The sequence below is a fragment of the Dactylosporangium cerinum genome, assembly GCF_042653625.1.
GTDB classification, from domain to species: domain Bacteria; phylum Actinomycetota; class Actinomycetes; order Mycobacteriales; family Micromonosporaceae; genus Dactylosporangium; species Dactylosporangium cerinum.
This window is the reverse complement of record NZ_JBHSIU010000066.1, coordinates 210491-237111: the sequence shown is the minus strand read 5'-3', so window position 1 is coordinate 237111 and position 26621 is coordinate 210491. Positions and strand designations below refer to the sequence as shown.

The 26621-nt window shown below is 72.2% G+C and carries 20 protein-coding genes and 1 pseudogene; 14 read left to right on the top strand and 7 right to left on the bottom strand.

Annotated elements, in window-relative coordinates; all coding sequences use genetic code 11:
* The first annotated feature begins 1 nt into the window (after position 1).
* The 8 genes from ACFPIJ_RS43440 to ACFPIJ_RS43405 all read left to right on the top strand — a co-directional run bounded on the left by ACFPIJ_RS43440 (position 2) and on the right by ACFPIJ_RS43405 (position 7086).
* Positions 2 to 400, top strand: a complete 399-nt coding sequence (locus ACFPIJ_RS43440; protein ID WP_380124776.1) for a 6-pyruvoyl trahydropterin synthase family protein — start codon at positions 2 to 4, stop codon at positions 398 to 400.
* Positions 397 to 1434 carry a glycosyltransferase family 4 protein gene (locus ACFPIJ_RS43435; protein ID WP_380124774.1) on the top strand — a complete coding sequence of 346 codons (1038 nt, stop codon included), beginning with the start codon at positions 397 to 399 and terminating at the stop codon, positions 1432 to 1434. The genes ACFPIJ_RS43440 and ACFPIJ_RS43435 overlap by 4 nt, the downstream gene beginning before the upstream one ends.
* An 82-nt stretch (positions 1435 to 1516) precedes the next feature.
* Positions 1517 to 2299 (top strand): class I SAM-dependent methyltransferase, encoded by a 783-nt coding sequence (locus tag ACFPIJ_RS43430; RefSeq protein WP_380124773.1) that lies wholly within the window; start codon positions 1517 to 1519, stop codon positions 2297 to 2299.
* 61 nt (positions 2300 to 2360) lie between these two features.
* The gene (locus tag ACFPIJ_RS43425) at positions 2361 to 3293 is read left to right on the top strand and encodes a lysylphosphatidylglycerol synthase transmembrane domain-containing protein (RefSeq protein WP_380124771.1); all 933 of its coding nucleotides are present in this window, start codon (positions 2361 to 2363) and stop codon (positions 3291 to 3293) included.
* The gene (locus ACFPIJ_RS43420; RefSeq protein ID WP_380124769.1) at positions 3286 to 3912 is read left to right on the top strand and encodes a GTP cyclohydrolase II; all 627 of its coding nucleotides are present in this window, start codon (positions 3286 to 3288) and stop codon (positions 3910 to 3912) included. Before ACFPIJ_RS43425 ends, ACFPIJ_RS43420 begins: the two co-directional genes overlap by 8 nt.
* Positions 3909 to 5585, top strand: a complete 1677-nt coding sequence (locus tag ACFPIJ_RS43415) for an alkaline phosphatase family protein (RefSeq protein WP_380124767.1) — start codon at positions 3909 to 3911, stop codon at positions 5583 to 5585. The genes ACFPIJ_RS43420 and ACFPIJ_RS43415 overlap by 4 nt, the downstream gene beginning before the upstream one ends.
* Positions 5586 to 5635: 50 nt before the next feature.
* Positions 5636 to 6337, top strand: a complete 702-nt coding sequence (locus ACFPIJ_RS43410) for a RibD family protein (protein ID WP_380124765.1) — start codon at positions 5636 to 5638, stop codon at positions 6335 to 6337.
* Positions 6337 to 7086, top strand: a complete 750-nt coding sequence (locus ACFPIJ_RS43405; protein ID WP_380124763.1) for an FkbM family methyltransferase — start codon at positions 6337 to 6339, stop codon at positions 7084 to 7086. Before ACFPIJ_RS43410 ends, ACFPIJ_RS43405 begins: the two co-directional genes overlap by 1 nt.
* A gap of 40 nt (positions 7087 to 7126) precedes the next feature.
* Here ACFPIJ_RS43405 and ACFPIJ_RS43400 read toward each other — a convergent pair whose 3' ends face one another.
* The 5 genes from ACFPIJ_RS43400 to ACFPIJ_RS43380 all read right to left on the bottom strand — a co-directional run bounded on the left by ACFPIJ_RS43400 (position 7127) and on the right by ACFPIJ_RS43380 (position 13257).
* Positions 7127 to 8950: a hypothetical protein gene (locus ACFPIJ_RS43400; RefSeq protein WP_380124761.1), complete on the bottom strand. Its 1824-nt coding sequence runs from the start codon at positions 8948 to 8950 to the stop codon at positions 7127 to 7129.
* Positions 8947 to 10170: a VWA domain-containing protein gene (locus tag ACFPIJ_RS43395; protein ID WP_380124759.1), complete on the bottom strand. Its 1224-nt coding sequence runs from the start codon at positions 10168 to 10170 to the stop codon at positions 8947 to 8949. Before ACFPIJ_RS43395 ends, ACFPIJ_RS43400 begins: the two co-directional genes overlap by 4 nt.
* Positions 10134 to 11111 carry an AAA family ATPase gene (locus tag ACFPIJ_RS43390; protein WP_380124757.1) on the bottom strand — a complete coding sequence of 326 codons (978 nt, stop codon included), beginning with the start codon at positions 11109 to 11111 and terminating at the stop codon, positions 10134 to 10136. Before ACFPIJ_RS43390 ends, ACFPIJ_RS43395 begins: the two co-directional genes overlap by 37 nt.
* Complete coding sequence (locus ACFPIJ_RS43385) at positions 11111 to 11773, bottom strand: hypothetical protein (RefSeq protein ID WP_380124755.1); 663 nt, start codon at positions 11771 to 11773, stop codon at positions 11111 to 11113. The genes ACFPIJ_RS43390 and ACFPIJ_RS43385 overlap by 1 nt, the downstream gene beginning before the upstream one ends.
* Before the next feature lie 413 nt (positions 11774 to 12186).
* Positions 12187 to 13257 (bottom strand): effector-associated domain EAD1-containing protein, encoded by a 1071-nt coding sequence (locus tag ACFPIJ_RS43380; protein WP_380124753.1) that lies wholly within the window; start codon positions 13255 to 13257, stop codon positions 12187 to 12189.
* 206 nt (positions 13258 to 13463) lie between these two features.
* Here ACFPIJ_RS43380 and ACFPIJ_RS43375 point away from each other — a divergent pair, with 206 nt between their 5' ends.
* The 6 genes from ACFPIJ_RS43375 to ACFPIJ_RS43350 all read left to right on the top strand — a co-directional run bounded on the left by ACFPIJ_RS43375 (position 13464) and on the right by ACFPIJ_RS43350 (position 22714).
* Positions 13464 to 15248, top strand: coding sequence for a hypothetical protein (locus tag ACFPIJ_RS43375; RefSeq protein WP_380124751.1), 1785 nt, complete (start codon positions 13464 to 13466; stop codon positions 15246 to 15248).
* A complete protein-coding gene (locus ACFPIJ_RS43370; RefSeq protein ID WP_380124749.1) occupies positions 15245 to 16615 on the top strand; it encodes a hypothetical protein in 1371 nt (456 codons plus the stop codon). The genes ACFPIJ_RS43375 and ACFPIJ_RS43370 overlap by 4 nt, the downstream gene beginning before the upstream one ends.
* Entirely contained in the window at positions 16616 to 19129 is a 2514-nt protein-coding gene (locus ACFPIJ_RS43365; protein ID WP_380124747.1) for a hypothetical protein, read from the top strand.
* Positions 19130 to 19143: 14 nt separating this feature from the next.
* Positions 19144 to 20649: a VWA domain-containing protein gene (locus tag ACFPIJ_RS43360; protein WP_380124745.1), complete on the top strand. Its 1506-nt coding sequence runs from the start codon at positions 19144 to 19146 to the stop codon at positions 20647 to 20649.
* A gap of 36 nt (positions 20650 to 20685) precedes the next feature.
* Positions 20686 to 21960, top strand: coding sequence for an ammonium transporter (locus ACFPIJ_RS43355; protein WP_380124743.1), 1275 nt, complete (start codon positions 20686 to 20688; stop codon positions 21958 to 21960).
* Positions 21961 to 22021: 61 nt separating this feature from the next.
* A complete protein-coding gene (locus ACFPIJ_RS43350) occupies positions 22022 to 22714 on the top strand; it encodes a type 1 glutamine amidotransferase domain-containing protein (protein ID WP_380124741.1) in 693 nt (230 codons plus the stop codon).
* Here ACFPIJ_RS43350 and ACFPIJ_RS43345 read toward each other — a convergent pair.
* Both ACFPIJ_RS43345 and ACFPIJ_RS43340 read right to left on the bottom strand, forming a co-directional pair.
* Positions 22707 to 24107 (bottom strand): MFS transporter, encoded by a 1401-nt coding sequence (locus ACFPIJ_RS43345; RefSeq protein WP_380124739.1) that lies wholly within the window; start codon positions 24105 to 24107, stop codon positions 22707 to 22709. The two genes, ACFPIJ_RS43350 and ACFPIJ_RS43345, sit on opposite strands and share 8 nt — an antisense overlap.
* A gap of 109 nt (positions 24108 to 24216) precedes the next feature.
* Positions 24217 to 26541, bottom strand: a pseudogene (locus tag ACFPIJ_RS43340) (Hsp70 family protein); the annotation flags it as partial.
* Positions 26542 to 26621 lie beyond the last annotated feature (80 nt).

The window sequence follows — 26621 nt, the reverse complement described above, 5'->3', positions numbered from 1 at the left end:
CATGTTCAGCGTGACCGTCCGTGATCACATGATGATCGCCCACAGCTTCCGCGGCGAGGTGTTCGGGCCCGCACAGCGCCTCCACGGTGCGACCTACGTCGTCGACGCCACCTTCAGCCGGACGGATCTCGACGAAGACGGCCTGGTCGTGGACATCGGGTGCGCCCAGCGCGAGCTGGCCGCCGTCGTCGGTGAGTTGAACTACCGCAATCTCGACGACGTCGAGGTGTTCGCCGGGCAGAACACCTCGACCGAAGTGCTCGCCCGGTTCGTTGCCGACCGCCTCGCCGATCGCATCGAGGCGGGCAACTTCGGCGACAACGCCCGCGAGCTGTCCGCCATCAAGGTCACCCTGCACGAGTCGCACATCGCGTCGGCGGCCTACGAGCGATCCCTGTGAGGGTCGTACATGTCGTGCTGCCCAACGACATCGACGATCCAGCGACGCCGAGCGGCGGCAACGCCTACGACCGCGAGGTGTGCAACGGCCTGGTCGCCGAGGGGTGGACGGTGCGGGAGCACGCAGTGCCCGGGACGTGGCCCGAGCCGGGTGCCGCTTCGCGGGCCGGCCTCGCGAGAGTCCTCGCAGCCGCGCCGGACGGCGCCCTGGTCCTGCTCGACGGTCTGATCGCCTCAGTTGTTCCAGCGGTGCTCCGCGAGCACGCGCAACGCCTCCGCCTCGTGGTGCTGGTGCACCTGCCGCTCGACAACGAGCAGGAGCGCGAGGCACTGGTCACTGCACGCGCGATCGTCACCACGAGCAGTTGGACCCGGCGGCGCCTCATCGAGTCCTACGCGCTGCCCGGCGACCGGGTCCACGCCGCGCCGCCGGGCGTCCATCCGGCGCCGCTCGTGCCTGGCTCCGGGGCCGGCACGGCGCTGCTGTGCGTGGCAGCGGTCACCCCGCACAAGGGCCACGACCGGCTCGCCGAAGGGCTCGCCAAGGTCGCCGACGTGCCCTGGCACTGCGTGTGCGTCGGCTCCCTCGATCGCGACCCGGCGTTCGTCGACCGGCTCCGCCGGCAGCTTGCCGCCGACGGCATCCAGGATCGGGTCGTCCTGGCCGGCCCGCGAACCGGGGCCGGGCTCACGGCCGCCTACGCCGGCGCCGACCTGCTCCTGCTCGCCTCGCACGGTGAGACCTACGGCATGGTGGTCACCGAGGCGCTCGCGCGCGGGATACCGGTGCTGGCAACCGCGGTCGGCGGGGTGCCCGAAGCGCTCGGGCACGCGCCGGACGGTTCCCTGCCCGGCCTCCTCGTCAGCGCCGACGAGGAGGCCGGCGGGCTGGCCGACGGGCTGCGCCGCTGGTTCAGCGAACCCGAGCTACGGCAGGCGCTGCGCCGGTCCGCGACGTCGCGCCGGACCACGCTCACCGGCTGGGCGGACACAGCCGCACGGGTTTCCCGGGTGTTGATGGAGGTGGCGGCATGAGCGGCCAGCGCAGCGGCTCGGGCCGCTCATCATGTGACAGGTTCAGCTCAGGCCGACGCCGGAGCGCAGCGGAGGTGGCGGCATGAGCCGCGTCACCCCCGAATGGCTGGCGCTGCGGGAGCCGGCCGATGCCGCGGCCCGATCGGTCGAACTCGTCGAACGGCTCCGGGCCCGCCTCGTGGGCAGCCCGGAGCTGGTGATCCACGACCTCGGCGCCGGCACCGGCTCCATGGGGCGCTGGCTGGCACCGCTGCTGCCGGGTCCGCAGCACTGGGTGCTCTACGACCGCGACGCAGACCTGCTGGAGCGGGCGGAGATCGGCCAGAGCGCGACGGTACAGATCCGGCAAAGCGACATCACCAGGCTCACGAGGGACGATCTGGACGGCGCTCACCTGATCACCGCGTCGGCGCTCCTGGACATGTTCACCGCCGACGAGGTCGAGCGCGTGGCCGCGGCGTGCGCCGGGTTCCCGACGCTGTTCACGATCTCGGTGACCGGCCGGGTGGAGCTGGACCCGCCGGACCCGCTGGACGCGGCGATCATGGAGGCGTTCAACGCGCACCAGCGCCGCACCGCCGGCGGCCGGTCGCTGCTCGGGCCGGACGCGGTCGAGGCGACGATCAACGCGTTCGGCCGGCACGGCATCGAGGTGCTGGTCCGGCCCAGTCCCTGGCGCTTGGGATCCGACCACGGTGCCCTGACGGCCGAGTGGTTCCGCGGGTGGCTGGGCGCGGCGTGCGAACAGGAACCGGGCCTGGTCGGGCCGGCGGAGGAGTACGGTCGTCGCCGGCTCGCCGAGGCGGCAGCGGGACGGCTCGGGGTCGTGGTGCACCACGACGACCTCCTCGCCGGCGGCGAATGAACCCCTGGCCGTCCGCGTACGTATACCTCAGACGAGAAGCCCCTGTCGCAAAGGAGGTCCGGTGCCGCGGTCGATCCGCTCCTGGGTACACCCGCTCGCCGGGGTCGGTATCCTCGCCGCCCTGCTGTGGCGGCTGGGCGGCGGCCCGTTCGTTGCCGGGCTGCGCCTGATCGACGCCCCCGCGCTCGGTGCTGCGCTCGGCATCGGCGTGCTGACCACGTGGGCCTGCGCCTGGCGCTGGAGCCTGGTCGCCGGCGGCCTCGGGGTGCGCCTGCCGCTGCACACCGCGGTGGCCCACTGCTACCGCGCCACCTTCCTGAACGCGACGCTCCCGGGTGGTGTGCTCGGTGACGTCCACCGCGCGATGCGGCACGGCAAGGACTCCGGCGACGTGAGCCGCGGCATCCGCGCGGTCGTGTGGGAGCGCGCCGCCGGCACGGTCATCTCGGTGCTCCTGGCGACCGTGGTGCTGCTGGCGTTCCCGTCGCCGATCCGGCGGTACCTGCCGGTCGTGGTCGCGCTGGCGGTGGTCGCGACGCTCGTCGCCGTGCTGCTGGCCCGGTTCGTGCCCGAGCGCGGCCCGGCGCGTTGGTTGCGTGCGCTCCGCACCGCGAAGGCCGACATCCGCGACGGGCTGATCGCCCGGCGCAAGTGGGTCGGCGTCCTCCTGGCCACCGCCGTGGTCCTCGCCGGCAACCTCGCGACGTTTCTGGTGGCGGCGCGCACGGCCGGCGCGACCGCGCCGCTGTCCCAGCTGGTGCCGCTGACGTTGCTGGCCCTGCTGGCCATGGTCCTGCCGGCGAACGTCGGCGGCTTCGGTCCGCGCGAAGGCGTCGCCGCATGGGCGTTCAGTGCCGCCGGCCTGAGCGCCACCCAGGGTGTCGCGACCGCGATGGTCTACGGGGCGCTGGCACTCGTGTCGACCCTGCCCGGAGCCGCGGTGTTGGTGCTTGCCCGGCGCGCCCGTGACCGTCCTGAGGAGACCCGTGTTTGACTTCCTGCCCGCCGCAGTCCGCACCGAGGTGACGGTGCCGCTCCGGTTTCCCGACGGGTTCGCCGCCACCGCGCGCGTCTTCACGTTCCATGGTCTCGTCGACGCGCGGGAGCACCTCGCGTTCGGCCTCGGCCGGCTGACCGACGACCGGGTGCCGCTCGTCCGCCCGCACAGCGAGTGCCTGACCGGTGACGTGTTCGGCAGCCAACGCTGCGACTGCGGCCCGCAGCTGCGCGAGGCCGTCGAGCGTATCGCCGACGTGGGTGGCTACCTGCTGTACCTGCGGCAGGAGGGGCGCGGCATCGGCCTGTACGCCAAACTCGACGCGTACGCGTTGCAGGACACCGGCTTGGACACCTACGAGGCCAACCTGGCATTGGGGCATCGGGAGGACGAGCGCGACTACACCGTCGCGGCGCAGATGCTCGGCGCGCTCGGCGCCGACCGCATCGCGTTGCTCAGCAACAATCCGGACAAGTCAGACCAGCTCAGCAGGCTCGGGGTGACGGTGACCGAATGCGTGCCGACGGGCGTGTACCGGTCGCCGGCGAACGTCGGTTACCTCGCGGCGAAGGCGACCAGGGCTGCCCGGCTCGCCGTGTCGCCGTTCGGGGGATGACGACTGTGCTGCAAGGTACCGACGAAGACGCTGCAGCGGATCCCGTAGCGCCGCGGCACCAGGGCCGGCCCGGTGCGGCTCCGCGGACCGGCCGGGCCAAGGCGGTGGTCGCGTGGACGGCGACGACGCTCGCCGCGCTGCTCGTGCTCGTCGCGCTCGCGGCGCCGAACCAGCCGGGCCGGCCGTTCGTCCGCTTTCCGGTGGAAGCGCTGCCCGGCGTCGCCGCCCTGCTCCTGCTGCCCGGACGCGCGCGGCGGATCGGCGCCGTCGTCGCCGGCGTGGCCCTGGCGCTGCTGAGCATCCTGAAGCTGCTCGACATGGGCTTCTTCGCAACGTTCGCGCGGCCGTTCGACCCGATGCTCGACTGGCGGCTGTTCGGGCCCGCGGTCGAGGTGCTCTCCGACTCGATCGGCCGACCGAGCGCGATCGGCGCGGTCATCGGTGTCGTCGTGCTCGTCCTCGGACTGCTCGTGCTCGTGCCGCTGGCGGTCCTTCGCCTCACCGGCATCGTGGTGCGGCACCGCGCCACGAGCATCCGCACCGTGGCGTGGCTCGGCTGCGCGGTGTTCGGTCTGCAGGTCGTCGCCGGCCTGCCGGTGGCCGCCACCAACGCCGCCGGTCCGGTGTATGACCATCTGCGCCTGGTGCAGGAGGATTTCGGAGACCGCAGGACGTTCGCGGCCGAGGCGTCGGTCGACGCGTTCCGCGACTCGCTCGGCCCGCAGCTGCTCACCGCGTTGCGGGGCAAGGACGTCGTCGTGACGTTCGTCGAGAGCTACGGGCGCGACGCGGTGGAGAACCCGGAATACGCGCCGCAGGTCAACGCCGTGCTCGACGCGGGGACGCGGCAGCTCGACGCGGCCGGGTTCGGCTCCCGCAGCGCGTTCCTCACGTCGGCGGCCACCGGCGGCGGCAGCCATCTGGCGCACTCGACGCTGCAGTCCGGGCTGTGGATCGACAACCAGCAGCGCTACCTGCAGTTCACGTCGAGCACCCGCTTCACGCTGGGCGGCGCGTTCAAGCGCGCGGGTTGGCGCACGGTCTGCTTCGCGCCGGCCAACACCCGCGACTGGCCGGAGGGGCGGATCTACGGCTACGACAAGATCTACGACTCCAGGGGCATGGGGTACCGCGGCCCGACGTACGCCTTGTCCTCGATCCCCGATCAATACACGCTCTCGGCCTTCCAGCGCCTCGAGCGGACCGCGCCGAACCGCCCGCCGCTCTTCGCCGAGATCGACCTGCTGTCCAGCCACGCGCCGTGGACGCCCATCCCGCGGCTCGTCGACTACAGCGGCATCGGTGACGGCTCCACGTTCGGTGGCGGCGGCCAGAACGGCGTCCTGGAGCGCACCGGCGCCCAGGTCCGGGCCGACTACCGGCAGACCATCGAATACTCGCTCGGTGTGATCATCTCCTACGTGCAGACGTATGGCGACGACAATCTCGTGATGGTCTTCCTCGGCGACCACCAGCCGGCGCCGGTCATCACCGGCGAGAACGCCAGCCGCGACGTGCCGATCACGATCGTCGCCCGCGACCCGGCCGTGCTGGAGCGGATCTCCGGCTGGGGTTGGCAGGACGGCCTCAGACCCGACCCGCAGGCTCCGGTCTGGAAGATGGACACGTTCCGCGACCGGTTCCTGACCGCCTTCGGGCCCTTGAGCCGATGAGCACCGAGCCGATGACCACCGGGCCTGCCATGCCCCGTAGCGAGGCATCTGTGAGAGAACGACCGTACGTGCTGCTGAGCTGCGCGATGTCGATCGACGGCTACATCCACGACGCCACCGAGACGCGGCTGCTGCTGTCCAACGACGCCGACTTCGACCGGGTCGACGCCGTGCGGGCCGGCTGCGACGCGATCCTCGTCGGCGCGCACACGATCCGCCAGGACAACCCGCGGCTGCTCGTGCGCTCCCCCGACCGGCGCGCCGCGCGCGCCGCCCGGGGCCTGCCGCCATCACCGGCGAAGGTCACGCTCACCGCGCACGGCGACCTCGACCCGGACGCGGCGTTCTTCACCGCCGGCGACGTCGACAAGATCGTCTACTGCGCCTCGCCGGTCGTGGAACAAACGTGTGCCCGGCTCGGTCGGGTCGCGACGGTCGTCGATGCCGGTAAGGTGATCGACCTGTTCGACCTGCTCGCCGACCTCGCCGAGCGGGGCATCCGGCGGCTGATGGTCGAGGGCGGCAGCAGCATGCACACACAGTTCCTCACCGCCGGGCTGGCCGACGAGGCGCAGCTGGTCGTCGCACCGTTCTTCGTCGGCAACTCCAAGGCGCCGCGCTTCGTCGGTGACGGCGACTTCCCGTGGAACGCCGGGTGCCGCGCCACGCTCATGGACGTCCAGCAGATCGAGGACGTGGTGTTGCTGCGGTACGCGCTGAGCGACCGCTACGGTGCTCGAGGAGGTGCCTGATGTTCAGCAGGGCTTGGGGGATCGGGCGATCCTTGGCCATGTACCACGGCATACCGGGCCGGCACCGGAACATGGTCCGCTTCTACAGCGAGTTTCTCGGTCCGGGCGACATCGGCTTCGACATCGGCGCCCACGTGGGCAGCCGGGTGCGCGCGTGGCGGAAACTCAGCGCCAAGGTGATCGCGGTCGAGCCGCAGCCGGACTGCCTCAAGGTGCTGCGGCTGTTCTTCGGCCGCGACGATGCCGTCACGATCGTGCCGGGCGCGGTCGGCGCCCGGCCCGGGACGGCCCACCTGGCCTTGTCCAGCGCCACCCCGACCGTCTCGTCGATGTCGTCCTCGTGGATGGAGACGGTCGGCGAGGACCGCAGCTTCGCCCGCGTACGGTGGGACCGGTCGATCGAGGTCGAGGTGGTGACGCTCGACGACCTGATCGCGAAGCACGGTGAGCCGGCGTTCTGCAAAATCGACGTCGAGGGCTTCGAGATCGAGGTGCTGTCCGGCCTGAGCACGCCGTTGCGCGCGCTGTCGTTCGAATACCTGCCGTTCGCGCACGACGCCACAGTCGCGGTGCTGGATGTGGTGGAGCGGCTCGGCCCGTACCGCTACAACTACTCGCCGATCGAGACGATGCGGTTCGCCAGCGAGCGCTGGCTGGACCGCGCCGACCTGATGCGCCTGCTGCACCGGTTCCGCCCGCTCGGCCGCTCCGGCGACGTCTACGCCCGCCTCGAAGGTGCGTCAGGGTAGCGCTGTCACGGGCCCGGCGGTGTCGATGGGTCAGCGCGGGTCAGCGGCGCTCGGCGACGCGGCGTTCCAGCAGCATCAGCGGCTCCAGCACGTTCAGAGGGCGGAGCGGGCCGCGGATTCGCAGTTCGTCGCCGCGGGTGACCACATTGCGGTACTCGGCGGGGCTCGACGGTCCCTGCGGGCGGAAGAAGCCGACCGCCGAGCTGGCGAAGAACGTCAGCCGGGACGGGGGGAACGCGTGCCGAAGCGCGTCGAGCAGCAGCGAGACGTTGCTCTGTGAGGGGGCGGTCGAGCCGAGCCAGTCGAGGCAGTCCGCGGCCCGGTCGTCCGGGACGTACGGGCCGCGGCTGTCCGACAGCCGCACCAGGCCGGCCGCGACGAGCGGTTCGAAGACGAGCGGATCGTCGAGCTTGGTGAGGCAGACCGCGACATGCTGCGGCAACCGGCCGTGGTCCAGGCGGCCCTGCCGGTACAACTCGCTCGTCAGTGCCTGGAGCAGCGCGTTGCCGTACTCAAAGCCGCTGCCCTGGCCGGGGCCGGCGGTCAGCTCCGTGGTCGGGTCGATCAGGTAGACCACGCCGTCCGTGGCGGCGAGTTGGGCGATCGGATCGACGGGCGCGGCGCCGGGGTCCGCCCCGGCTCGCGGCAGGAGCCCGTCGAACACCTCGACGATGCAGGAAACCTGGCGTCTCGGGGTGCGTGTGCCGGCCCAGCCCTTCTGCGTGGTACGTTCGCCGACCTCCCCGACCAGCCTGAACCGTAGGGGGTCGGTTGGAGTCCGGGCCGGGAACCGGCCGTGGGCCAGCCGGTCCGTCGCCAGCCGCAGCGTGGTCGCGGCCGCGTCGTCGACATCCGAGCGGTACAGCGTCCACGGCGTGCCCGTGGTGCCGTGACTCATCGCCGCCAGGCTCAGGCTGACCAGGAACGTGGTCTTCCCGGCGCCCGGCGCACCGACGATCATGATCCTGGTGCTCGGCGTCGAGTCCGTGGCATCGGGCTGCGCCGTCGCGGCGGTCCGCTGCGGGACGGTCGAAGCAGCGCCCGACACGGGCCAGCGTTGCGTGATGAGCGGGGCGAACGGCACATCGGCGGGCCGTGCCGGGGCAACGTCCACATCGGTCAGGGCAGCGATGACCGTCCTCACCGACTCGTCCAGCTGGTCGTCGTCTGCTGCTGTGCCGCGCCGGATGTCCCGCAGCGCCGACACGACGCCGTCGCGGTCCACCCCGGGCAGGGACGCCAGAGCCCGTAACGCGGCCGCGTTGGGAATGGTCCCACCGGTCGCCGGCCCGCACCAGGTCCAGGCGATCTCCTCCGCCAGCCGGCGCTCCGGCCTCGGCTGGTCGTGAATGCGACGGCGCATCGCGACGCACCACTCCGGTCCGAGCTGCGGGTCGGTTTCGGCGATCGTCTCGTGGGTGTCCAACCAGGCTCTGGCCACCGCGGGCCGGAGCAGGCTGAGCGCGGTCAGCCGTTGGGCCTGTTCCAGTTCGGGCAGCCCGCCCCAGACGTCGCCGTGCGCGGTATACCGCTCCAGTAGGCTCGCGACACTGCGAAGGCGGTCGGCGCCGAACCGGGTGGTGAGCCCGACCAGCAGCAGTGCGCGCAGGTCCGGGTCGATGTCATACAGGCCTTGGCCGACCTCGCGGCACAGCGCCGACAGCAGCAGCCTGGCCTCGTCCTCGTAGGTCACCTCGGCGGGCGGATCGAGGAAGAAGTTGGTGCGCACCAGGTGGACGAACGTAGGCGTGACGACGACCGGCACGGCGATGTGGTACGCGAGTTCGAAGGCCGGGTTGGTCAGCGCGCTGCGGGCGCTGGTGAGCAGGCCGGCGGCATGGGCGAGGCGGGTCGGGGCGATCACAGCGGACGCTCCACGGCGGTCTGCCGGCCGCGGAGCACGTCAACCGCGCGGTGCATGCCGTCGACGGTCAGTGGGTGCATGGGGACGTGCCGGGCGATTCGGCCTGCCGTCGTGCGCCGCCACCGGTCGCTGGGTGACGGGTTGAGCCAGACCACCGCGCCGGCCCGGGCGGTGAGCGCCTTGAGCCCCGCCACGCTGTCGAGGAGCCGGACCGGTGACAGTCCGCCCCGAGCGGCACCGGCGTCGCTGACCACTGCGACGCCCGTGTCCTTGTCCAACCCGTCGATGAGCTCGGCGAACGGCAGCAGCGCGGTCATCGCCCGGTCGCGGAACACGGTGCCGTCCTGCAGGGCGGGAATCACGGGCAGCACCGCGTCCAGCGCCGTGCGGCCCACCGGGCCGTCGCCGCCGAGCAGGTAGCGGTGCTGGCTGTGGCCGAGGACGTTGCGGAAGTAGGCAATCGTGCAGCGGGCCATCCGTGCCGAGGTCCCGATCGCGTGCTCGAGGTGCTCGACGAACTCGTGGTACGGCATCATCGAGGCGCTGCGGTCCACCAGGAGTGTCAGTCGTGCCGTGTTCAACCGGGCGGGCAGCAGCACCGGCGGGGTGGGCAGCCCGAGCCGGCAGCGCCGGTCGACCGTCCCGTCGACGTCGAGCTGCACGGGTGGGCCCTCCCGGCGGTTGCGGCGCAGCCCGCGCCAGATCTGTATCGCCTCGCGTTCGGTGACGGGGTACTGCGGCACGAGCACCAGCGGCGGACCCGGAAGTCCGCTGGCCGGGGGCGTCGCGGACAGGCTCGGGGCGGGCCCGACCGACGGCGGGTCGTCGTCGGGTCCGGTTTCAGGTCCGGCCCCCGGGTCCGGGATGCGGTCCGGCGCCCGGTCCGGGTCCGCCGGCCATCCGGGGGCGGGCTCGGGTGGTGCGTCGCCCGTGGCCAGCGGATCGACGCGGAGCCACGGCGTCACGTCGATCCGTGCGAGCACGGCGCCGATGATGGCGGCGTCGCGGGGCGACTTCGCCCACAGCGCGACGCACAGGTCGTGGAACGACCGGGACGACCCCCAGCCGAACCCGGCCCCGAGTGCGGTGCGCAGTGCCTGGCAGTCGTCGATGCCGAGCGGCAGACCGCGTCCGCGCAACTGCCGGATCAACATGTCGACGGACTCCGGCAGCGCACCGGCGCTCATTGCGGGTCCCGGGAAGTCCTGCCCCGCTGCCATTCGGCCACCCGCAGCTGGTCGCCGCGCTGCTTGACCACGGCACCGAGATGCGGCACCGACGCCACGTTCTCGACGGGTTCGTCGATCGCGTCGAGGTAGTTGACCCAGTCGAGCAGCTCGCTGATGCCGGGTCGCTTGGCAAGGTCCAGTCCCCGCAGCTCGCGGAACGTGTGGACCACCTGTGCGCGCAGTTCCGGGCGTTCGATGTTGTGCAGACTGAGGATCGCGTCGAGATCCTCGTGGGATTCGGGGAAGGTCACGAAGTGAAAGACGCAACGGCGCAGGAACGCGTTCGGAAGCGCCTTCTCCTCGTTGTTGGTGACGATCACGATCGGCCGCAGGCCCGTCCGCTGCGGAACGCGCCATCGCAGCTTCGGCACCTCCGCGACCTCGAACGCGGGCCGGTCGAGCTCGCGGAGCAGGTCATTGGGGAAGTCGATGTCGGCCTTGTCGATCTCGTCGATCAGCACCACCGAACGCCGCCCGTAGGCCGCCCGCGCGATGGCCCGGCCGAGTGGGCCGAGCCGCACGTACGGCGCCGCCTCCCGGCCGAGGCCGTCGGAGTCCGGACCGCTCATCTGCACGTCGTAGAGCCGGCGCACCGCGTCGTAGGTGTAGAGCAGGTCGCGGGCGCGGGTGGTGGACTTGACGTGGATCTCCTCCAGCGGCAGGCCGAGGGTGAACGCGACCGCGTGCGCCAGCCGGGTCTTGCCGGTGCCGGGGTCGCCCTGCAGCAGCAGCGGCCGGCCCAACGCGATCGCCAGGTTGACCGCGTCCTCGAGTTCCTTGCTCGCCCGGTACGGCTCGCGGGTGACGACCTGGCTCTCCCAGGCGTGTTCCTGCAGTGGATCCTGGTCGGGAATCTCGATGGTCTTCTCGGTCGGCGCCGGCGCGTCCTGCTGGAACCGCGTGCCGAGGTCGACGTCGTGCCGGTAGTCCACTACTCGCTCCCGTTCTCCAGGCTCATGAGGAACTCGTCGGGGTCGTTGTCGATCGCCTTGATCACGTCGGACATGGCCTCGTAGACGAGGCGGACCGCGAGGCGGCCGTCCGTCCAGGCGGCCTCCCGGATGCGTTCGGTGATGCGGCGCGCCGCGGTTCTGCCGTCGGTGCTGCAGTAGCTTGCCAGGCGAAGGGCCCAGAGGTTGATGTCGTCGATCTCGAACTCCGGCACGGGCAGCTCGACCAGCCCCTCCGGGAACAGGGCCGGCTTCGACGCGCTGAAGATCAGCACGAGCGTGCGGCGGCCGCCCGAGTAGTGGTCCTGCGCGGCGCGCCAGAACTGCTGCGACGCCTCAGCGGTCGTGTCCTCGGTGACCAGGACCGGGCAGACCAGGTCGCGCTGCTGCAGGATGTCGCCGTAGCCGGCGAGCATCTTGGTTCGCCAGTTGGCGGTCGCGTACAACGGATCCAGCATCAACGTCGCCCGCACGTCTGCGCCAGGCAGGATGTCCAGGTCGAACCACCTGGCGAGCTCGCTGAGGAACATGCCGTCGGTGAACGCGACGGAGAAGCCGAAGACGCCGGAGTCCCGCGCGGTCAGCGTGGTGGCGACCCTGCGGCGCAGCTCGTTCAGGTCGAAGTACGCCGGCCCCTCCAGCACCTCCCTGCGTTGCCGACTGCTCGGGCACCGCTGGGCGCACCACTCGCGCGGTTCGACGCGCAGAGGAAACTGACCTATTGCCGTGTGCACCAGGATGCAGGTCCTGCCGTGGGTCCGTGACCATCTGGTGGTCCTCGTGGCGGCCTCGTCGATCCCGACGTTCTCCGGGTAGATGTTCCTGGGCGACTGACCCAGCGCCCGGGAAACCAGTCGATCCAGAGATTTGAGGTCGACAATGCAGCTGCGGAGCGCGTCGTCCAATGCGTCCAATGCGCTGTCATCGATCACGAGCCCCGGACACCTTTCGTCGATGCGGTGACTTCCGCACCCGCAACGATATGACGGCGGCGGACAACGGCACCCCGACCGAACGTCCAGAAACTCAACTGCAGGCAGCCGCGATTACCTGCCGGTCACGCCGCCGGAAACAGCGGGATGGGTGGATTTTGTCGGGATGCCCAGGAGGTGATGGCCGCCATTGGCACCGCCGCGTTGAACCGCGGGTCGCCCTGCGAAGGATGCAACGAGTCACCCGCGTGATGGATGGCCACCAGGTCGAGATTCGCGTCGAAACACGGTGAACCGGATGATCCCGCCCGGGTGTTGACCCTGTGACGCAAACGGGTGCCGGCGCCATTGGTGCTCAGCACCGGGCCGACGGCCAGCTTCAACGGTTCGCCCGCCGGATGCTGCAGGACGAACAGCGCGTCACCCTTGCCCGGCGCCGCGCCGACGGCCCCGATCCACCCCCGCCGCGGCGTGCCGGCCACGCCGTCGACCCGGCCGGGCGGATACTCACCGGGCCGGCCGGCCACCCGCAACACCGCCACGTCGACCTCGTCCACCGACGGCTGCGCATCGCCCGGCTCGGCCACGCCGTCCAGCGAGCTGGGTGGCGAGAACCCCACCACCCAGGGTTCGGCGAGGTCGAACGCGGTGCCGGGGCTGATCTCCCGCCCGTCCGGGCTGCGACGATAGTCGAAGCGGAGGCGCACGTCGGTGGGGCGGGCCCGGCCGGTCAGCACGTCGGCCACGACATGGTGGTTGGTCAGGCACAGGTCCGGCCCGACGAGGAAGCCGGTGCCCACTGGCCGGCCGGCCACCTCGACCCGGCAGACGCGGCCCTCCAACTCGCCGTAACGCGCCAGCCACGGCGACGAGTCGGTCTCCGGCAGCGACGTGTTGAGGATGCGCTCCAGGTCCGATCGGCCGGTGGTCAGTCCGACCTCGCGCGCGGCCTGCACGAACGCCGGGTTCGCCGGCCGCGCCAGGCGCGCCGCGGCCACCAGGTCGACCAGCCAACCCTCGGCCTGCGCGGCCAGGATCACGTCGTACGTGATACCGACGTAATCGCCTGCCATAGATATTTCATGCCTGTTACGGTCGAGTGAAAACATAAGGAACTGGTCGAACCGCTGCGGCGGTGAGAATGCCTCTCGCAGCGCCTTGCCGAGATTCTCCACCACCCAGCCCTTCACCTGCATTGATCGGCCCCCTTCGCTACGACGACGATCGACAATATCGTGATGACGGAGACACTCCGCATTCCCCCGAACGGTGGTCTTCCGCACCGAACAGGGCAACCGATCGACACAGTAAAACGATGCCGGTCGTTCGGAATCGTGATGTCATGTCGCCGCACCGTTCACGCGTACAGAAGATCACGGACTCAGCTATCGAGGCATCGGATATGTTCATCAATCAGCAGTCCAACTCGGTGACGTCGCCGTGTGCGGTGTGCCGGTGGCCGGTGCCGCCCACGCAGCCCTGCCAGACGTGCGGGTGGGTCGCCGACGGCTCCGATGGCCGGGCGCTGGCCTGTGCCCAGTACGCGTGGGACCTCATGGCCGCGCGTCGGGCCTGCGACGGTGACCCCACCGGCCTGCAGCGGATGCAGCCCTGGCTGCGGGGCGAACCGGCCGAGGCCGACACCGAAGCTGATGCCGCCGGTGCCGCGTCACCGCGACTCACGCCGCCGTGGTCCGGCGAGCCGCCGACCTCGTTGACCGTGCTCGAGCTGTCGGCCGACCACCTCGAGGTGGCGCAGCTGGTCCAGGACGGAACCGGGCCGCCGCGGCTGGCCACACTGCAGCGGATGTCGTGGGCGCAGCTGCTGCCCAGCCAGGCCGACGACCCGTCGCGGCTGCGCTTCCATCTCGCCGGCGGGGTCGGTAGCGACGACGTCGACCCCGTCAAGCTCCGTATCGAGGCCCGGGACAACCTCCCGTCCCGGCTGGCCGGGAAACCGCAGTACATCCTCGCCACACCCACGGCGTGGGCGCTGCTGCGGAGGCTGGCCGAGATGGCGGCAGGGCGCTACGCCGCGGAGGTCTGGCTCGGCGGCGGCAGGCGCGAGCTACTGCGGCTGGTCGGCGGCCAGCGACCGATCACCCGGCCCTACCACCTCGCGTTGTCCAGGTTCGGTGCGGCCGGTCAGACCGAGATGACCACGGTGGAACTGTTCGCGACCGGGGCGGTCCCGGGTGACGCGACGGTCGTGACACTCGGCGTTCCCGGGCCCGCTCCCGCCGACCTGCCCCGCTCGGTCGCGCTGCCCGTGGTGACGGGCCTCGACGACATCACCGGCGACCTGCTCGCCCCGCACGAGTGGACCGCGGTGCGGGTCGACTCGGCGAGCCTGAAACCAGGCGACCTCGTGACGGTCACCGCGCGGCTCGACGACGACGGACAGGTCCGTTTCGACGGCGTCGGCGAGGTCGTCGAGGATCCGCGATCCTGGGTCGAGCTGCTCGGCATGCTCCCACCGGCACCGTCACCGACCGACCTCGTGCTCGCCGTCGAACACTCCGGCAAGGACTCCGCCCCCGCCAGGCTGGCGTACGCCCAGCGGGTGCTGGCCGAGATCGACGAACGGGTGCCGGGACTGGTCCGGGTCCTCCTGGTCGGATACGGGCAGCATTCGCGGAACCGGCACGAGTCCCGCACCGACACACCGGTCCAGGTCGCCGAGGACCCTGCGCCGTCCGAAGCGGGCAGGCGCCTGGCCGGGTGGCCCGTCCAGGACAATCTCGACGACCACGCCGCGGCCCTCGAGGACGCGCTCGACGCGATCCGCCGGATTCAGTGGCGCCCCGACGCGCGACGCGTCGCCGTGTTCCTCGGCACCAAGCCGCCGTATCCGGTCCGTCAGACACCGTTCGACCCGGCCGTTCCGTGTCCACTCGGCCTCAACTGGGAGCAACTTGTCCAACAGCTTCGCCAGGAAGGTGTCCAGATGGTGGTGGTCCGGGGCAAGCCGCGCTGGGGCGGGCACAGCCGGGTGCGCGCCGCACTGCACGAGCGGACCATGGCCTGGCAGTCCCTGGCCACCCACGGCGACCACGACATGGACCGCACCTCGCCGCGCGACCTGGTGGACCTCGCCGCGCTCGTCGGTGACGCGCCCTCGACGTCACCGTTCGCCCTCCTTCCGCCCGACGACGTCACGCACTCCTCCGGAGGTGGAACGACGTGAGCACAGGCTCCTTCGATGACGGACGCCCCGGAGGTCTGCGGCGCCGCGACCTCCCGGAGAATTTCCAGCCGTTGGTGACGGACGGCGAGGACGACCCGGAACCGCTGCTTACCGCCGCACCGCAGCAGGCGTACGGCGGCACGCCGGCTGTCGCGGACCCGGCCGACGCGACGGACCCTGAGGACCTGGTCGACGAACCGGAGCCGGTGTCCCCCGCGCCGCAGCCGGTGCCGACGGCCGTGCCCTGGACGCCGCGGCATCAGAGCACCAGACAACGCTTCGGCCGTAGCGTCGCGACGCCACCCCCGCTGCAGCGCGGCCCGCTGCCCCAGCCGCCGGTGCCGACGGTGCCGCAGCAGCGTGACGCCACCGACGGGCGGGTCCGCATCGGCCTGTGGGGAGCCACCGGCGGCGGCAAGACCACCTACCTCGGCGCGTTGGGCATCGCGTCGATCCGGGGTTGCAGCGAAGACGGCCGCTGGAACGTCGGGGGTGTCTCGACCGAGGCGACGAAGTTCCTCACCGACATGACGGACCTCCTGGCGCGAGGGCGGAGGTTCCCCGCGGCGTCGATCGGCGTCGAGCCGCTCAGCTGGTTCGTCCACGGCGACCTTCGCACCGGCCCCGAGGACCAGGACAGGGCACCCGTGAAGGAGCGCCGCGGCTGGTTCCGCGGGCACTCCTCACCCGCGCGGCCCAGCCGGGCCCAGATCGAGTTCGTCCTGCAGCTGCAGGACATCCCGGGCAACCGGTTCCTGCTCGACGAGGCCAACCCGGCGGACGAGCGCGTGCTGGACAACCTCTGCGAGTCCGATGGTCTGCTCTACCTGTTCGACCCGATCCGGGACACCCTGGCCGACGACGGCCAACAGGGCAACTTCGAGTACTTCAACCGCGTCCTGCAGCATCTCAGGACGCGCCTGTGGGAACGGGACAGGCTCGTCGAGGGACGGCTGCCGCACCACGTGGCGGTGTGTGTCACGAAGTTCGACGACCCCATCGTCTTCGCCCAGGCCGTGGACGCCGGCGCGGTCAGCCTCGACGGCGGGCCGAGAAACCAGCCACACGTGCCCAACGGTCGAAAGGCTCACAAGTTCTTCGACTGGTTGTGCGACCACGCCCCGAGCAGCGGCGCCGACCTGGTCCGCGATGCGCTGAGCGTGAACTTCCACGCCGATCGGGTGGCCTACTTCGTGTGCTCCTCCATCGGTTTCAGCCTCAACCGGGACCACGTCCTGGACCTCAGCGACTACAGCAACGTGCTCATCATCGACGGCGAGCCGCGCATCCGCGACCAGATCTACCCGATCAACGTGCTGGAGCCGTTGATCGGGCTCGAGCGTCGCATCACGACGGGGTCGTGGTAGATGACCCTCGTCCCGTACAACTCGCCGTCGCGCCCACTGCGCTGGGCGCTGTACAGCAAACACCAGGGGCGACTCGACGACTACGCCATCATCGCCGAGTCGACCCGCGGGCAGGACATCAGGGACCTGGCCCTGCTCATCCGCAGGGCCTCACCCGGAACCCCCCGCAAGGCCGGTCCGGGACACGACCTGCCGTGGTTCACGTTCACCGGCAGCGGCGAGCACTCCCGCACCGGCAAACGGCTCGGCGTGTCCGTCGTGGACTGGGCCACGGACGAGACGGGCCGGCGCATCAGCGACGGCACCGGCCGGCCGATCATCGCGAACCGCTATTTCGACGTCGCGTTCGAGGCGGCACCGGACTGCCAGGCCGGCTATCTCGAGCTCTACACCGCGATCGCTCGGCTGCAACTGCCGCTGGCGCACGGGAGCGTCTCGGTTCGGCTGCCGGCGGCGAACCTGGAGCACCTGGTGGAGGACGTCGACTCGCTCGGGTTCGAGTGGGTGGCGACCCTGGCCGCGTTGTTGCTGGACCGGCCGGTGATGGTCGTCGGCGACCAGCCGCCGCCGCTGGCCGACCGGATACGCTGCCTCGACGCCGTGGTTGCCCTGCTGCCGTACGGGCTGCGGGCGAACCTCGTCGCCGGCACCTGGACGCCGAACGCGGCGGAGCACGAGATCGACCTCGGCTTCGCCGACGGCGCGAACAACAGCCAGTTCCAGGTCGGCTGGCAGCAGCTGCCGGCACTGCCGGCGCTGAGCGCGTCGACGGCGCGCTACCTGGAGGAGGTTCAGCGGCAGCAGCGGCGCAACGGCACCGACTGGCTCGTCCGGCGGTTGTGGCAACACACGGCGCCACTGCCGCTGGCCCCCGACGAGGACGTCGCGGCGGCGGTGCTGCGCGTGCTGGAGAACGAGGATCTGCCGCACGCGGTGTACCACCGCATCCAGTCCCGCACGGCCGTCGCCGGCGAGGCCCGAGCGGCCCTGGCCAGCACCGACCCGGCGGAGCTGCCGGCCGAGATCCGCCTCGGCCTGCTCCGGCAGGTCGCGGTCGACGGCGACGAGCAGGACCTGCACCTGCTCGACCGGCTCTGGTCGGGCGAGGTGGGCGCCGTCCTGGGCGAAGCCGTCGCGAGCACGGCGGCCGAACCGGTCGCGGCACGCTACGTCGCGCTGCTGGCGCGGCGACCCGAGCTGACCGCGATGCGCCACAGGTGGGTGCGCGATGCGGCGCACCGACCAGACCCCGCCGCCCACGTCCGGATGGCCCGGATCCTGGCCGCCTCACCACCACCGGCCGAGGACGACACCACGTTGCGGGCGCTGGTGCTGCAGAACCACACGCTGTGCCTCGAGCTCGCCGTCACCGTCGCCAACCGCGCTGACGAGCCCGCCATCCGATGGCTGCGCTGGCTCGCCGACGGCACGCCGGACCCGAGTCATCCGACGCCGGACTGGTTGCGGCCGTTCGGGGTGGCGGTCGGCGCCCGCCCGGCCATGCAACACGCCGATGCGGTATCGCTGGCCCTCTGGGGAGCCCGCGCGCTGCTCGCCGTGCTCTGCCTCGCCCGTGCCCGCGACACACTGCCGCAGACGCTGCCGGTCCTGACGCCGGAGCTGCTCCGGGCGGCGGAGCAGCCCGAGGCGCGCGCGAGCATCGGGAGGCTCCTCACCGGCATCGCGACCCAGTCCGCTGCGACGCAGGCGTTCGTCGACCTGCTGCTTGCCGCGTGCGAGTCGTTCGAGGGTGCGGCCCGGCCCGTCGACGACGCGGACGCCTACGCCTCCGTCGCCGCCGACCTCCTGCGCCGGCTGTTCACCCCGGACCGGCGGCGGATGGCGACGGTCCAGCTGGTCCGCGGGCTCACCGGCCCCCGGCACCAGCGCTCCGGCCTGCTCGTCGCCACCGCGCTGGCCGACCGGCTGCGCCCCGACGAACTGCACCGCCACGTGCTGGTCGCGGTGCTGCCGGCGGTCGAGGAAACGCCGGCGCTGCTGCTCGATCTCCCGGCCGTCATGCAGGACGAGCTGGTCGAAATGTCGCCGGCGCTGCGGGAGCGGGCTGTGCTGGAGCGCATCTCGGCGGTGCTGGCGACCTGCACAGAAGACGACGACAAGCTCGACGAGGTGGCGGAGTTGTGGCGACGGGCGCTGCTGCTCGGCTGCTCCGTCGAGTCCGTCCTGCAGCGGCTGCGGGCCTGGCCGGGCGTCACCGCGATCCGACTGTACGACCTGGTGTACCTCCTGGTGATCGCGTTGACCCGGCCCGAGATCCAGCCCGGGGCCCGCGCCGCCGACCGGGTGGCGCAACACGTGCACGAGGCAGTCCTCGGCGAAGCCATGGGCGCGGAGATGGCCGCCGAGTACCGCGACGTGCTCGTGGACGCGCAGGAGGGGGCGCGGCTGCACTGGTTGGCGATCAGCCGTGCGCTGCGGCCCGGCATCGGCTCGCCACACCGCTGGTCGATCGTGCGTCGGGTCCAGCGCCGCAAACCGGAACCACCGACATGAAAGGTGAACCGTTCGTGGCACACAACAGCTCGGTGCGGGCCGGTTGGTGGCTGCCGGTGACGTTCGCGGCCGTCCTGGCCGTCGTCCTCGCCACCCCGGCGTGCGTGTCGGCGGCGCCGGCGACCGAGGAGGAGGTCTACCGGGCACTCGGGCTGGACCGGGCGGGAGCGCAGTACGTCGTGCTCATCGACACCTCGTCCTCGATGCGGGGCGCCCCGTATTCGGGGGTCAAGGCAAGCCTCCGCGGTTTCCTCGCCGCGCTCGACAAGACCGACGACGTGACGCTGGTGACCTTCGACAACGACGCGGTCGTGCGGTTCCAGGGCCCGGCCGGTGACAACCCGGACGGCCTGATCGCGAGGCTGCCGGCGGATGCCGGCGGGGCGCACACCGACATCGGCCGGGCACTGGAGGTGGCGGTCGGCGTCCTGCAGGGGTCGACGAACCCGATCACCACGGTGCTGCTGCTCACCGACGGCAAGCACGACCCGCCGGTCGGCAGCCGGTACCCGTTCACCGAAGGCACCAGCTGGACGACGCTGACCCAGCGGGCCGCCGAGACGCACAAGCAGCATCTGATGGGGTACGCGGTGCCGCTGGCCGGGCAGACCGACGCCGGTCTGCTGACCCGGATCGTGCCGGACGCCCGGACCTTGACCATCGCCTCGATCGGCGACCTGGAACAGCAGCTCGCCGCCCCGAAGAAGGCCAGCCGGGCCGCGCAGGCCCGGGCGGCGCTCGGCGACGACCCCGGCCGCGGCGTCACCGTCGAGTGGCCGGCCGGTGCGCTTGGTGACCTGTCCGCCGGCACCACCCGCACCAGTCTCGTCCTGCGGGCCCGCACCCGGAACGTCCCACTGGATGTGAGCGGCCTGGCCGTGACGTCCGACGACCCGCGGGTCACCGCCGAGCTCGACACGGACCACGTCAGCATTCCGCCGGGAACGGCCGCCACCGTCAACATGACCATCCACTGGGACGCCGGCGCGCGCAGCACCTGGCCCGTGGACACGCGATCGACCCGGACGACGCTGAGGGCCGCGGGCAAGGTCGACTCCCCCTGGTCAACCGTGATCCGGCAGAACCTGGGGATCGACTTCACGCCGGCACTCGACGGCACCACCGGGCACGTCGAGGGCACCGCCCAGCGGGGGCAGCTCGCGCCATGGGCCGCCGGCCTCGGCGTCCTGCTGCTCCTCGGCGCCGTCCTGCTGGGGCGACGCTGGCTCGGGCGCAACCCGAAGATGTTCGGCCGGCTGCGGGCCACGTCGCCCATCTCGGGGCAGCTCTTCGGCGAGGTCCGCCTCAGCGGGCGCAGGATGCCGATCGCGCCGCCCGCGTTCGCCGTGCCGGGGCGTGGCACGGTCAGCGGCGCACCGGCACCCGAGCCGGACGGTGTGAAGCTCCGGATCGGCTACGGGCCGGTCGGCGAGCCCGCCGATCCCACCGACTGCCGCCTCGGCCGGCTCGTCATCGTCAACGGGGTCGCCTTCGAATGGTGCCGCGACGATGCGCACTGACCGTTCGACGCCCGCACGCAACCACGAGGGGGTTCGATGACGTTCGACTTCGCCACGATGGACTCCGGCGCGACGGCATGGGTCCTGGCCTGCGCGGCGCTGGTCATGCTGATGACGCCGGCGGTCGCGTTCTTCTACGGCGGACTGGTCCGCAGCAAGCACGTGCTCAGCATGATGATGCAGGGCTTCACAGTGATGGCGCTGGTCGGTGTCGTGTGGGTGGTCGTGTCGTACTCGATCGCCTTCGGCCACGGCAACGCGTTCTTCGGCGGCCTGCGCTTCGCCGGACTCGCGCACATGCACGACGTCGTGCCCGGGTTCGTCGGTGCCAAGGCGATGGTCATCCCGCCGCTGGCGTTCGTGATCTTCCAGATGATGTTCGCCGTCATCACCGCGGCGCTCATCACCGGCTCGACCGCGGACCGGTGGCGGTTCTCCGCGTTCGTGCCGTTCATGGTGCTGTGGACGCTGCTGGTCTACGCGCCGATCGCGCACTGGGTGTTCTCGCCGACCGGCTGGATCGCGACCCTTGCCATCGGGCCGTTCAAGGGCGGCGCCCTGGACTTCGCCGGCGGCACCGTCGTGCATGCCAACGCCGGCGCCGCCGGCCTGGCCATGGCGATCGTGCTCGGTCCCCGTCGCGGTTGGCAGCCCTACGACGGCATCCGGCCGCACAACAGGCCGTTCGTTCTGCTCGGTGCCGCGCTGCTGTGGTTCGGCTGGTTCGGGTTCAACGCCGGGTCTGCCCTGCGGCCCGACGAGGTCGCGGCGTACGCCTTCATCAACACCAACACCGCCGCCTGCGCCGGCCTGCTGACCTGGATCATGTTCGAGCGGCTCCGGCGCTCACGGCCCACGACCATCGGCGCGGCGTCCGGGGTCGTCGCAGGACTGGTGGCGATCACACCGTGCGCGGGCTACGTGACACCCCTCGGCGCCGTCGCGATCGGGTTTCTCGCCGCGGTCGCCGGCGGCGCCGCGCCCGCCCTCATCGGCGGGAGGGTCGACGACTCCCTCGACGTCTTCAGCCTGCACCTGGTCGCCGGCGTCGTCGGCTCGCTGGCCGTGGGACTGTTCGCCTCCAAGGACGTCAACCCGGCGGGAGTCAACGGTCTGTTCTACGGCGGCGGACCCGGTCAGCTGCTGTTGCAGTTCGTCGCCGTCGCCGCGGTCGTTCTCTACTCCTTCGGCCTCACCCTGCTGTTGGGCCGGCTGCTGGGCCGCGGCGACCGGGGACGGGTTCCGCACGACCACGAGGACGGTGGCCTGGACCGGATGCAGCACGAGGAGTCCGCCTACGACGAGCTCTGACCCCGTCAAGTCATCCCCCGCGGATCAGGCAACGGGATCCTGGGCCGGGAACGCTTTCGTCATGGCGAAGATCCTGTTCGTGATGACCGGCGCGAGCTACTGGACGCTCAAGGACGGCACCAGGCACCCGACCGGGTACTGGGCCGAGGAGTTCGCGGCGCCGTACAGTGCGCTCGTCCGCGCCGGGCACGAGGTCGTGGTGGCCACGCCGGGCGGTGTGGTGCCGCACGTCGACGTGATGAGCCTGCGGCCGACGATGGCGGGCAGCGAGCAGATCGCCCTGGAGCTGGAGGGGATCCTGCGCTCCGCCGATGAGCTGCGCGCCCCGATCGACCTGGCGGACGCGCGCCTGGAGGACTACGACGCGGTCTACTACCCAGGCGGTCACGGCCCGATGGAGGACCTGTCGGTCGACGCCGCGTCCGGCCGGCTGCTGACCGAGGCCCTCGACTCGGGCAAGCCCCTCGCCGTCGTCTGTCACGCCCCGGCGGCGATGCTGGCCACCAGGCACAAGGGCGTGTCGCCGTTCGTCGGGTACCGGGTCACCGCGTACACCAACGACGAGGAGGCAGCGGTCGGGCTGGCCGACAAGGCGCGGTGGCTCCTCGAAGACGAACTCGTCGACCTCGGCGTCGAGTTCAGCCGCGGTGAGATCTGGAAGCCCTACACGGTCGTCGACCGCAACCTGTACACCGGCCAGAACCCGGCGTCCGCCGGTCCCCTCGCCCAGCAGCTCCTCGCGGTGCTCAACTGACCTTCTGCCGCGCCGTCGGAGTGGGCACCGGGCGCCGCACGTGCTCGGCCGCGCCCGGCGGCAGGCGCAGCAGCGCCGCCATGCTGAGCACCGCCACCGCGGCCATGACCAGCAGCGCGAACCGGTAGCCGGCGGTGGCGTCGACGGCCCGGACGCACACGGCGGCCAGGGCCACGCCGAGGCCGTTGGCGAGCTGCGTGACCGTCGAAGACAGCGTGCTCGCGCCGTTCATCTGCTCCGCCGGGACGTCGGCGAACTGCAGCGTGTTGTACCCGGTGAACCCGACCGACCGGAACACGCCGCTGAGCAGGAAGATCCCGGCCGTCACCCAGGCCGGGGTGCCCGGCGTGATCAGCGCGCAGGCCACCATCGTGGCGGCCAGCCCGGCCGAGGACGCGGCGATCAGCGGGCGGAACCCGAGCGCGCGCAGCAGCGGCGTCGTCACCGGCTTGATCGCGAAGTTGCCGACGAACACCCACATGACCATCAGCCCGGCCTCGACCGGGGTCCAGCCGAAGCCGTCCTGCAGCAGCAGCGGCAGCAGGAACGGCACCGAGGCCACCGCGGTGCGGTACGCGACGCCGCCGGTGCCGGACGCCCGGAACGTCGGGCGGGCGAAGGCGCGCAGGTCCAGCATGGGTGTCGGGGCCCGCCGGGCGCGCCGCACGGCCCAGCCGAGCCCGGCGGCCGCGACCGTGAGCAGGCCGGTGGCGGCCCACGTCCGCCGCGGGTCGGTGACGAGGTCGAGGCCGACCACCAGGCCGACGACACCGGTCACCACCAGCAGCAGGGTCGGCACATCCAGGCCGGACCGGCCGGTGGGCGTGGTGGCCGGGATGACCCGCCAGGCGACCGCGAGCAGGACCGCGCCGAGCGGCACGTTGACGAAGAAGATCCAGGGCCAGCCGGCGTACTGGGTGACGACGCCACCGACGAACGGGGCGACCACGGGCGCCGCGAGCGCCGGCCAGGTCAGGTACGCGACGGCGCGGACGAGGTCGGTCTTGGCGGTGCCCGACAGCACGATGTACCGGCCGACGGGCACCATCATGGCGCCGGCCACGCCCTGGATGACCCGCCCGGTCACCAGCATGGCGAGGGATGAGCTCAGCCCGCACAGCACCGAAGCGCCGACGAACCCGGCAACGGCGGTGAGGAAGACCCGGCGGCCGCCGTACCGGTCGCTGAGCCACCCGCTCACCGGGATGAGCGCGGCGACGGTGACGAGGTACGCGGTCAGCGCCACCCCGACGTCGCCGGGCCGCATCCCGAAGTCGTGGGCGATCGCGGGCAGTGCCGTGGCCAGGATGGTGGCGTCGGTCTGCTCGAGGAAGAACGCGGCCGCGACGGTCAACGCCACCGGCCGCGACCAACCGCCGGGCGCCTGGGTCACACCGACGATCATGCCAGGCGCGGCGGCTCACGACCCGACGCCGGACTGTGACCCGGCCGACGCCTGCACCGGCGCGGCCGGGGGGGCTGTCCATCCGCCAGAGGCGGATCGTCTGGTCCTGGCTGCCGGTCGCCAGCGTGGTCCCGTCCGCGCTGTAGGCCAGGCTCTGCACGGATCCGGTGTGGCCGCGCAGCGTGGCGGTCAGCGCACCGGTGGCCGCGTCCAGGACGCGCACGTCGTCACCCACGGCGGTGACCAGGTGGCGGCCGTCGGGGCTGTACCGGACGACCTCGGCGTTCAGCTCGGCGTCGACGGGGGCGAGGACCTGCGCCGCCGCTGCGGGTTTCCAGAACCTGATGCCGCCCGTCGACCCGTCGCTGCCGGCCGCGGCGATGGTCGTGCCGTCGGGGCTGTACGCGACGCTGGAGACGGTCGTCCAACCGGTGGTGATGGTGCGCAGCGCGCCGCCGGTCGCGGCGTCCCACAGCCGGATCGTGCCGTCCCCGCCCGCCGTGGCCAGGGTCTTGCCGTCGGGACTGAAGGCCAGGTCGTACACCACCTTCGTGTGGCCCTGCAGGACGGCCTTCGCCTTGCCGGTGTGTGCCTCCCAGAGCCGGGCGGTCGCGTCGAAGGATCCGGTCGCGAGCGTGTTGCCGTCGGGGCTGAAGGCGACCGCGTGGACCCAGGCGGTGTGGCCGGTGAGCGTGGCGGCGTTACGGCCGCCGTCGGCGCTCCACAGCCGGACGGACTGGTCGGCGTTGCCGCCGGTGGCGATGGTGGCGCCGGTGGGGCTGACCGCGACGCAGTACCCACCGCGTCCGGAGCTGAACGGTGTGCCGCTCGTGCCGCTCGCCACGTCCCAGACCCGGGAGGTGCTGTCGTTGCTGCTGCTGACGAGTTTCGCGCCGGTGGGCAGGAAGGCCAGGCCGGTCACCTCGCCGGTGTGGCCGGTCAGCGTGCGGACGTACGCGGGGGCGGCGCCGCCGACGGTGCCGGAGCCGATGCCGACGGAGTCCTTGGCGCCGGTGGCGACCTCGACGGAGCCACCGGACGACGCGCTGCCGCTGCTCGCGGCCCGGTCGTCGTCGTCGCGGTTGTGCCAGATGAGCCCGCCCACCACCGCGGCGACCAGGACGGCGGCGACGGCGGCCGCGACCGCGCGACCCCGGCCGCGCCAGACCGCTGCCACCACCGCACCGACGAGGAGCACGGCGACGGCGGAGAGGGCGCCCAGGACCAGCGTCACGATCACGAAGACCAGCGCGGCAACGACGCCCGCGAGGATGCCCACCCGTCCCCGCCGCGGCCGGTCCGGCGCCGCCGGTTCCACTGCCGGAGCCGTCACGGGCGCTACCTGGGCCGCCATGGGCGGTGCCGCAGCCAGCGCCCGGGGCGGGGCGGGCCAGGCCGAGTCGGTGGCCTGCGACCCGTCCGCCGCGAGAGCGACGGCGACCGGCTCCACCGCCGTGGTGACGGCCGCCGTGGTAAGGCCCGCCCGCGACGCGGTCTGCGGCCCGGCGAGGATGCTGCCCTCGGCGACCACCAGCTCCGGCCGCTCCACCACCGTCGGGGTCACGCCGAGCTGGCGGTGCAGCAGCGTGCCGGCCAGGGGCATCCGCGCCGCCCCGCCCACCAGGAACACCCCAGCCAGGTCGCCGAGGCCCACACCGGCCTCGCGCAGCGCTGTCTGGGTGGCGCGCATGGTGCGCTGCAGGATCGGCAGCGCCAGCTGCTCCAGCTGTACCCGCGTCAGCAGCGCGTCGTCGTCGAAGATCGGCACGTGCAGCAGCGTCGACGCGGTCCGGGACAGGATCTCCTTGCCGACCCGGACGTCCTCGCGGAACGCGTGCGCGGCGCGGCGGTCCGCCGGCGTGGCCGGTCGGGTGAGCCGCTGCCACGTCTCCGGGTCGCGCTGCGCGTAGGTGGCGCCGAGGTGCGCCACGATCGCCGCGTCGATGTCCAGGCCGCCGGCGTCGGGCAGGCCGTGCTCGGCGAGGACGTCGAAGCCGTCGCCGGTGCTGCGCACGACGGAGGCGTCGAACGTGCCGGCGCCGAGGTCGTACACCAGGATCTTGCCGCCGTCGGCGACGGCGCCGGAGACGCCGGTGAAGGCGCAACCGGCCGCGACGGGCTCGGCCAGCAGCCGCGGGTCCGGCAGGCCGGCCGCCGTCGCGGCGCCGGTGAGGACCGCCGGCGGCGGGCACCCCAGCCCGCCGGGCAGGTCAGCACGGCGCCGGACACCGGCCCGGCCGCGACGGCGACCCGGTGCAGGACGGCGGCGAACACGTCCTGCACCGGAAACTCGCGCCCGCCGAGCAGCAGCGTGCCGTCGTCGACGCCGCGTTTCGGATGCGGCTCGTATCCGCCGGGGTACGCGCGGGCGGCGTGCACCGCGTCGCGGCCGACGAGCAGGTTGCCGTGGTCGTCGGCGCACACGGCCGACGGGAGCAGTTCGGTGCCGTCGAACAGCAGCGGCCTGGGCCGGCCGTCCGGCCCGGCGACGACGGCGACCGT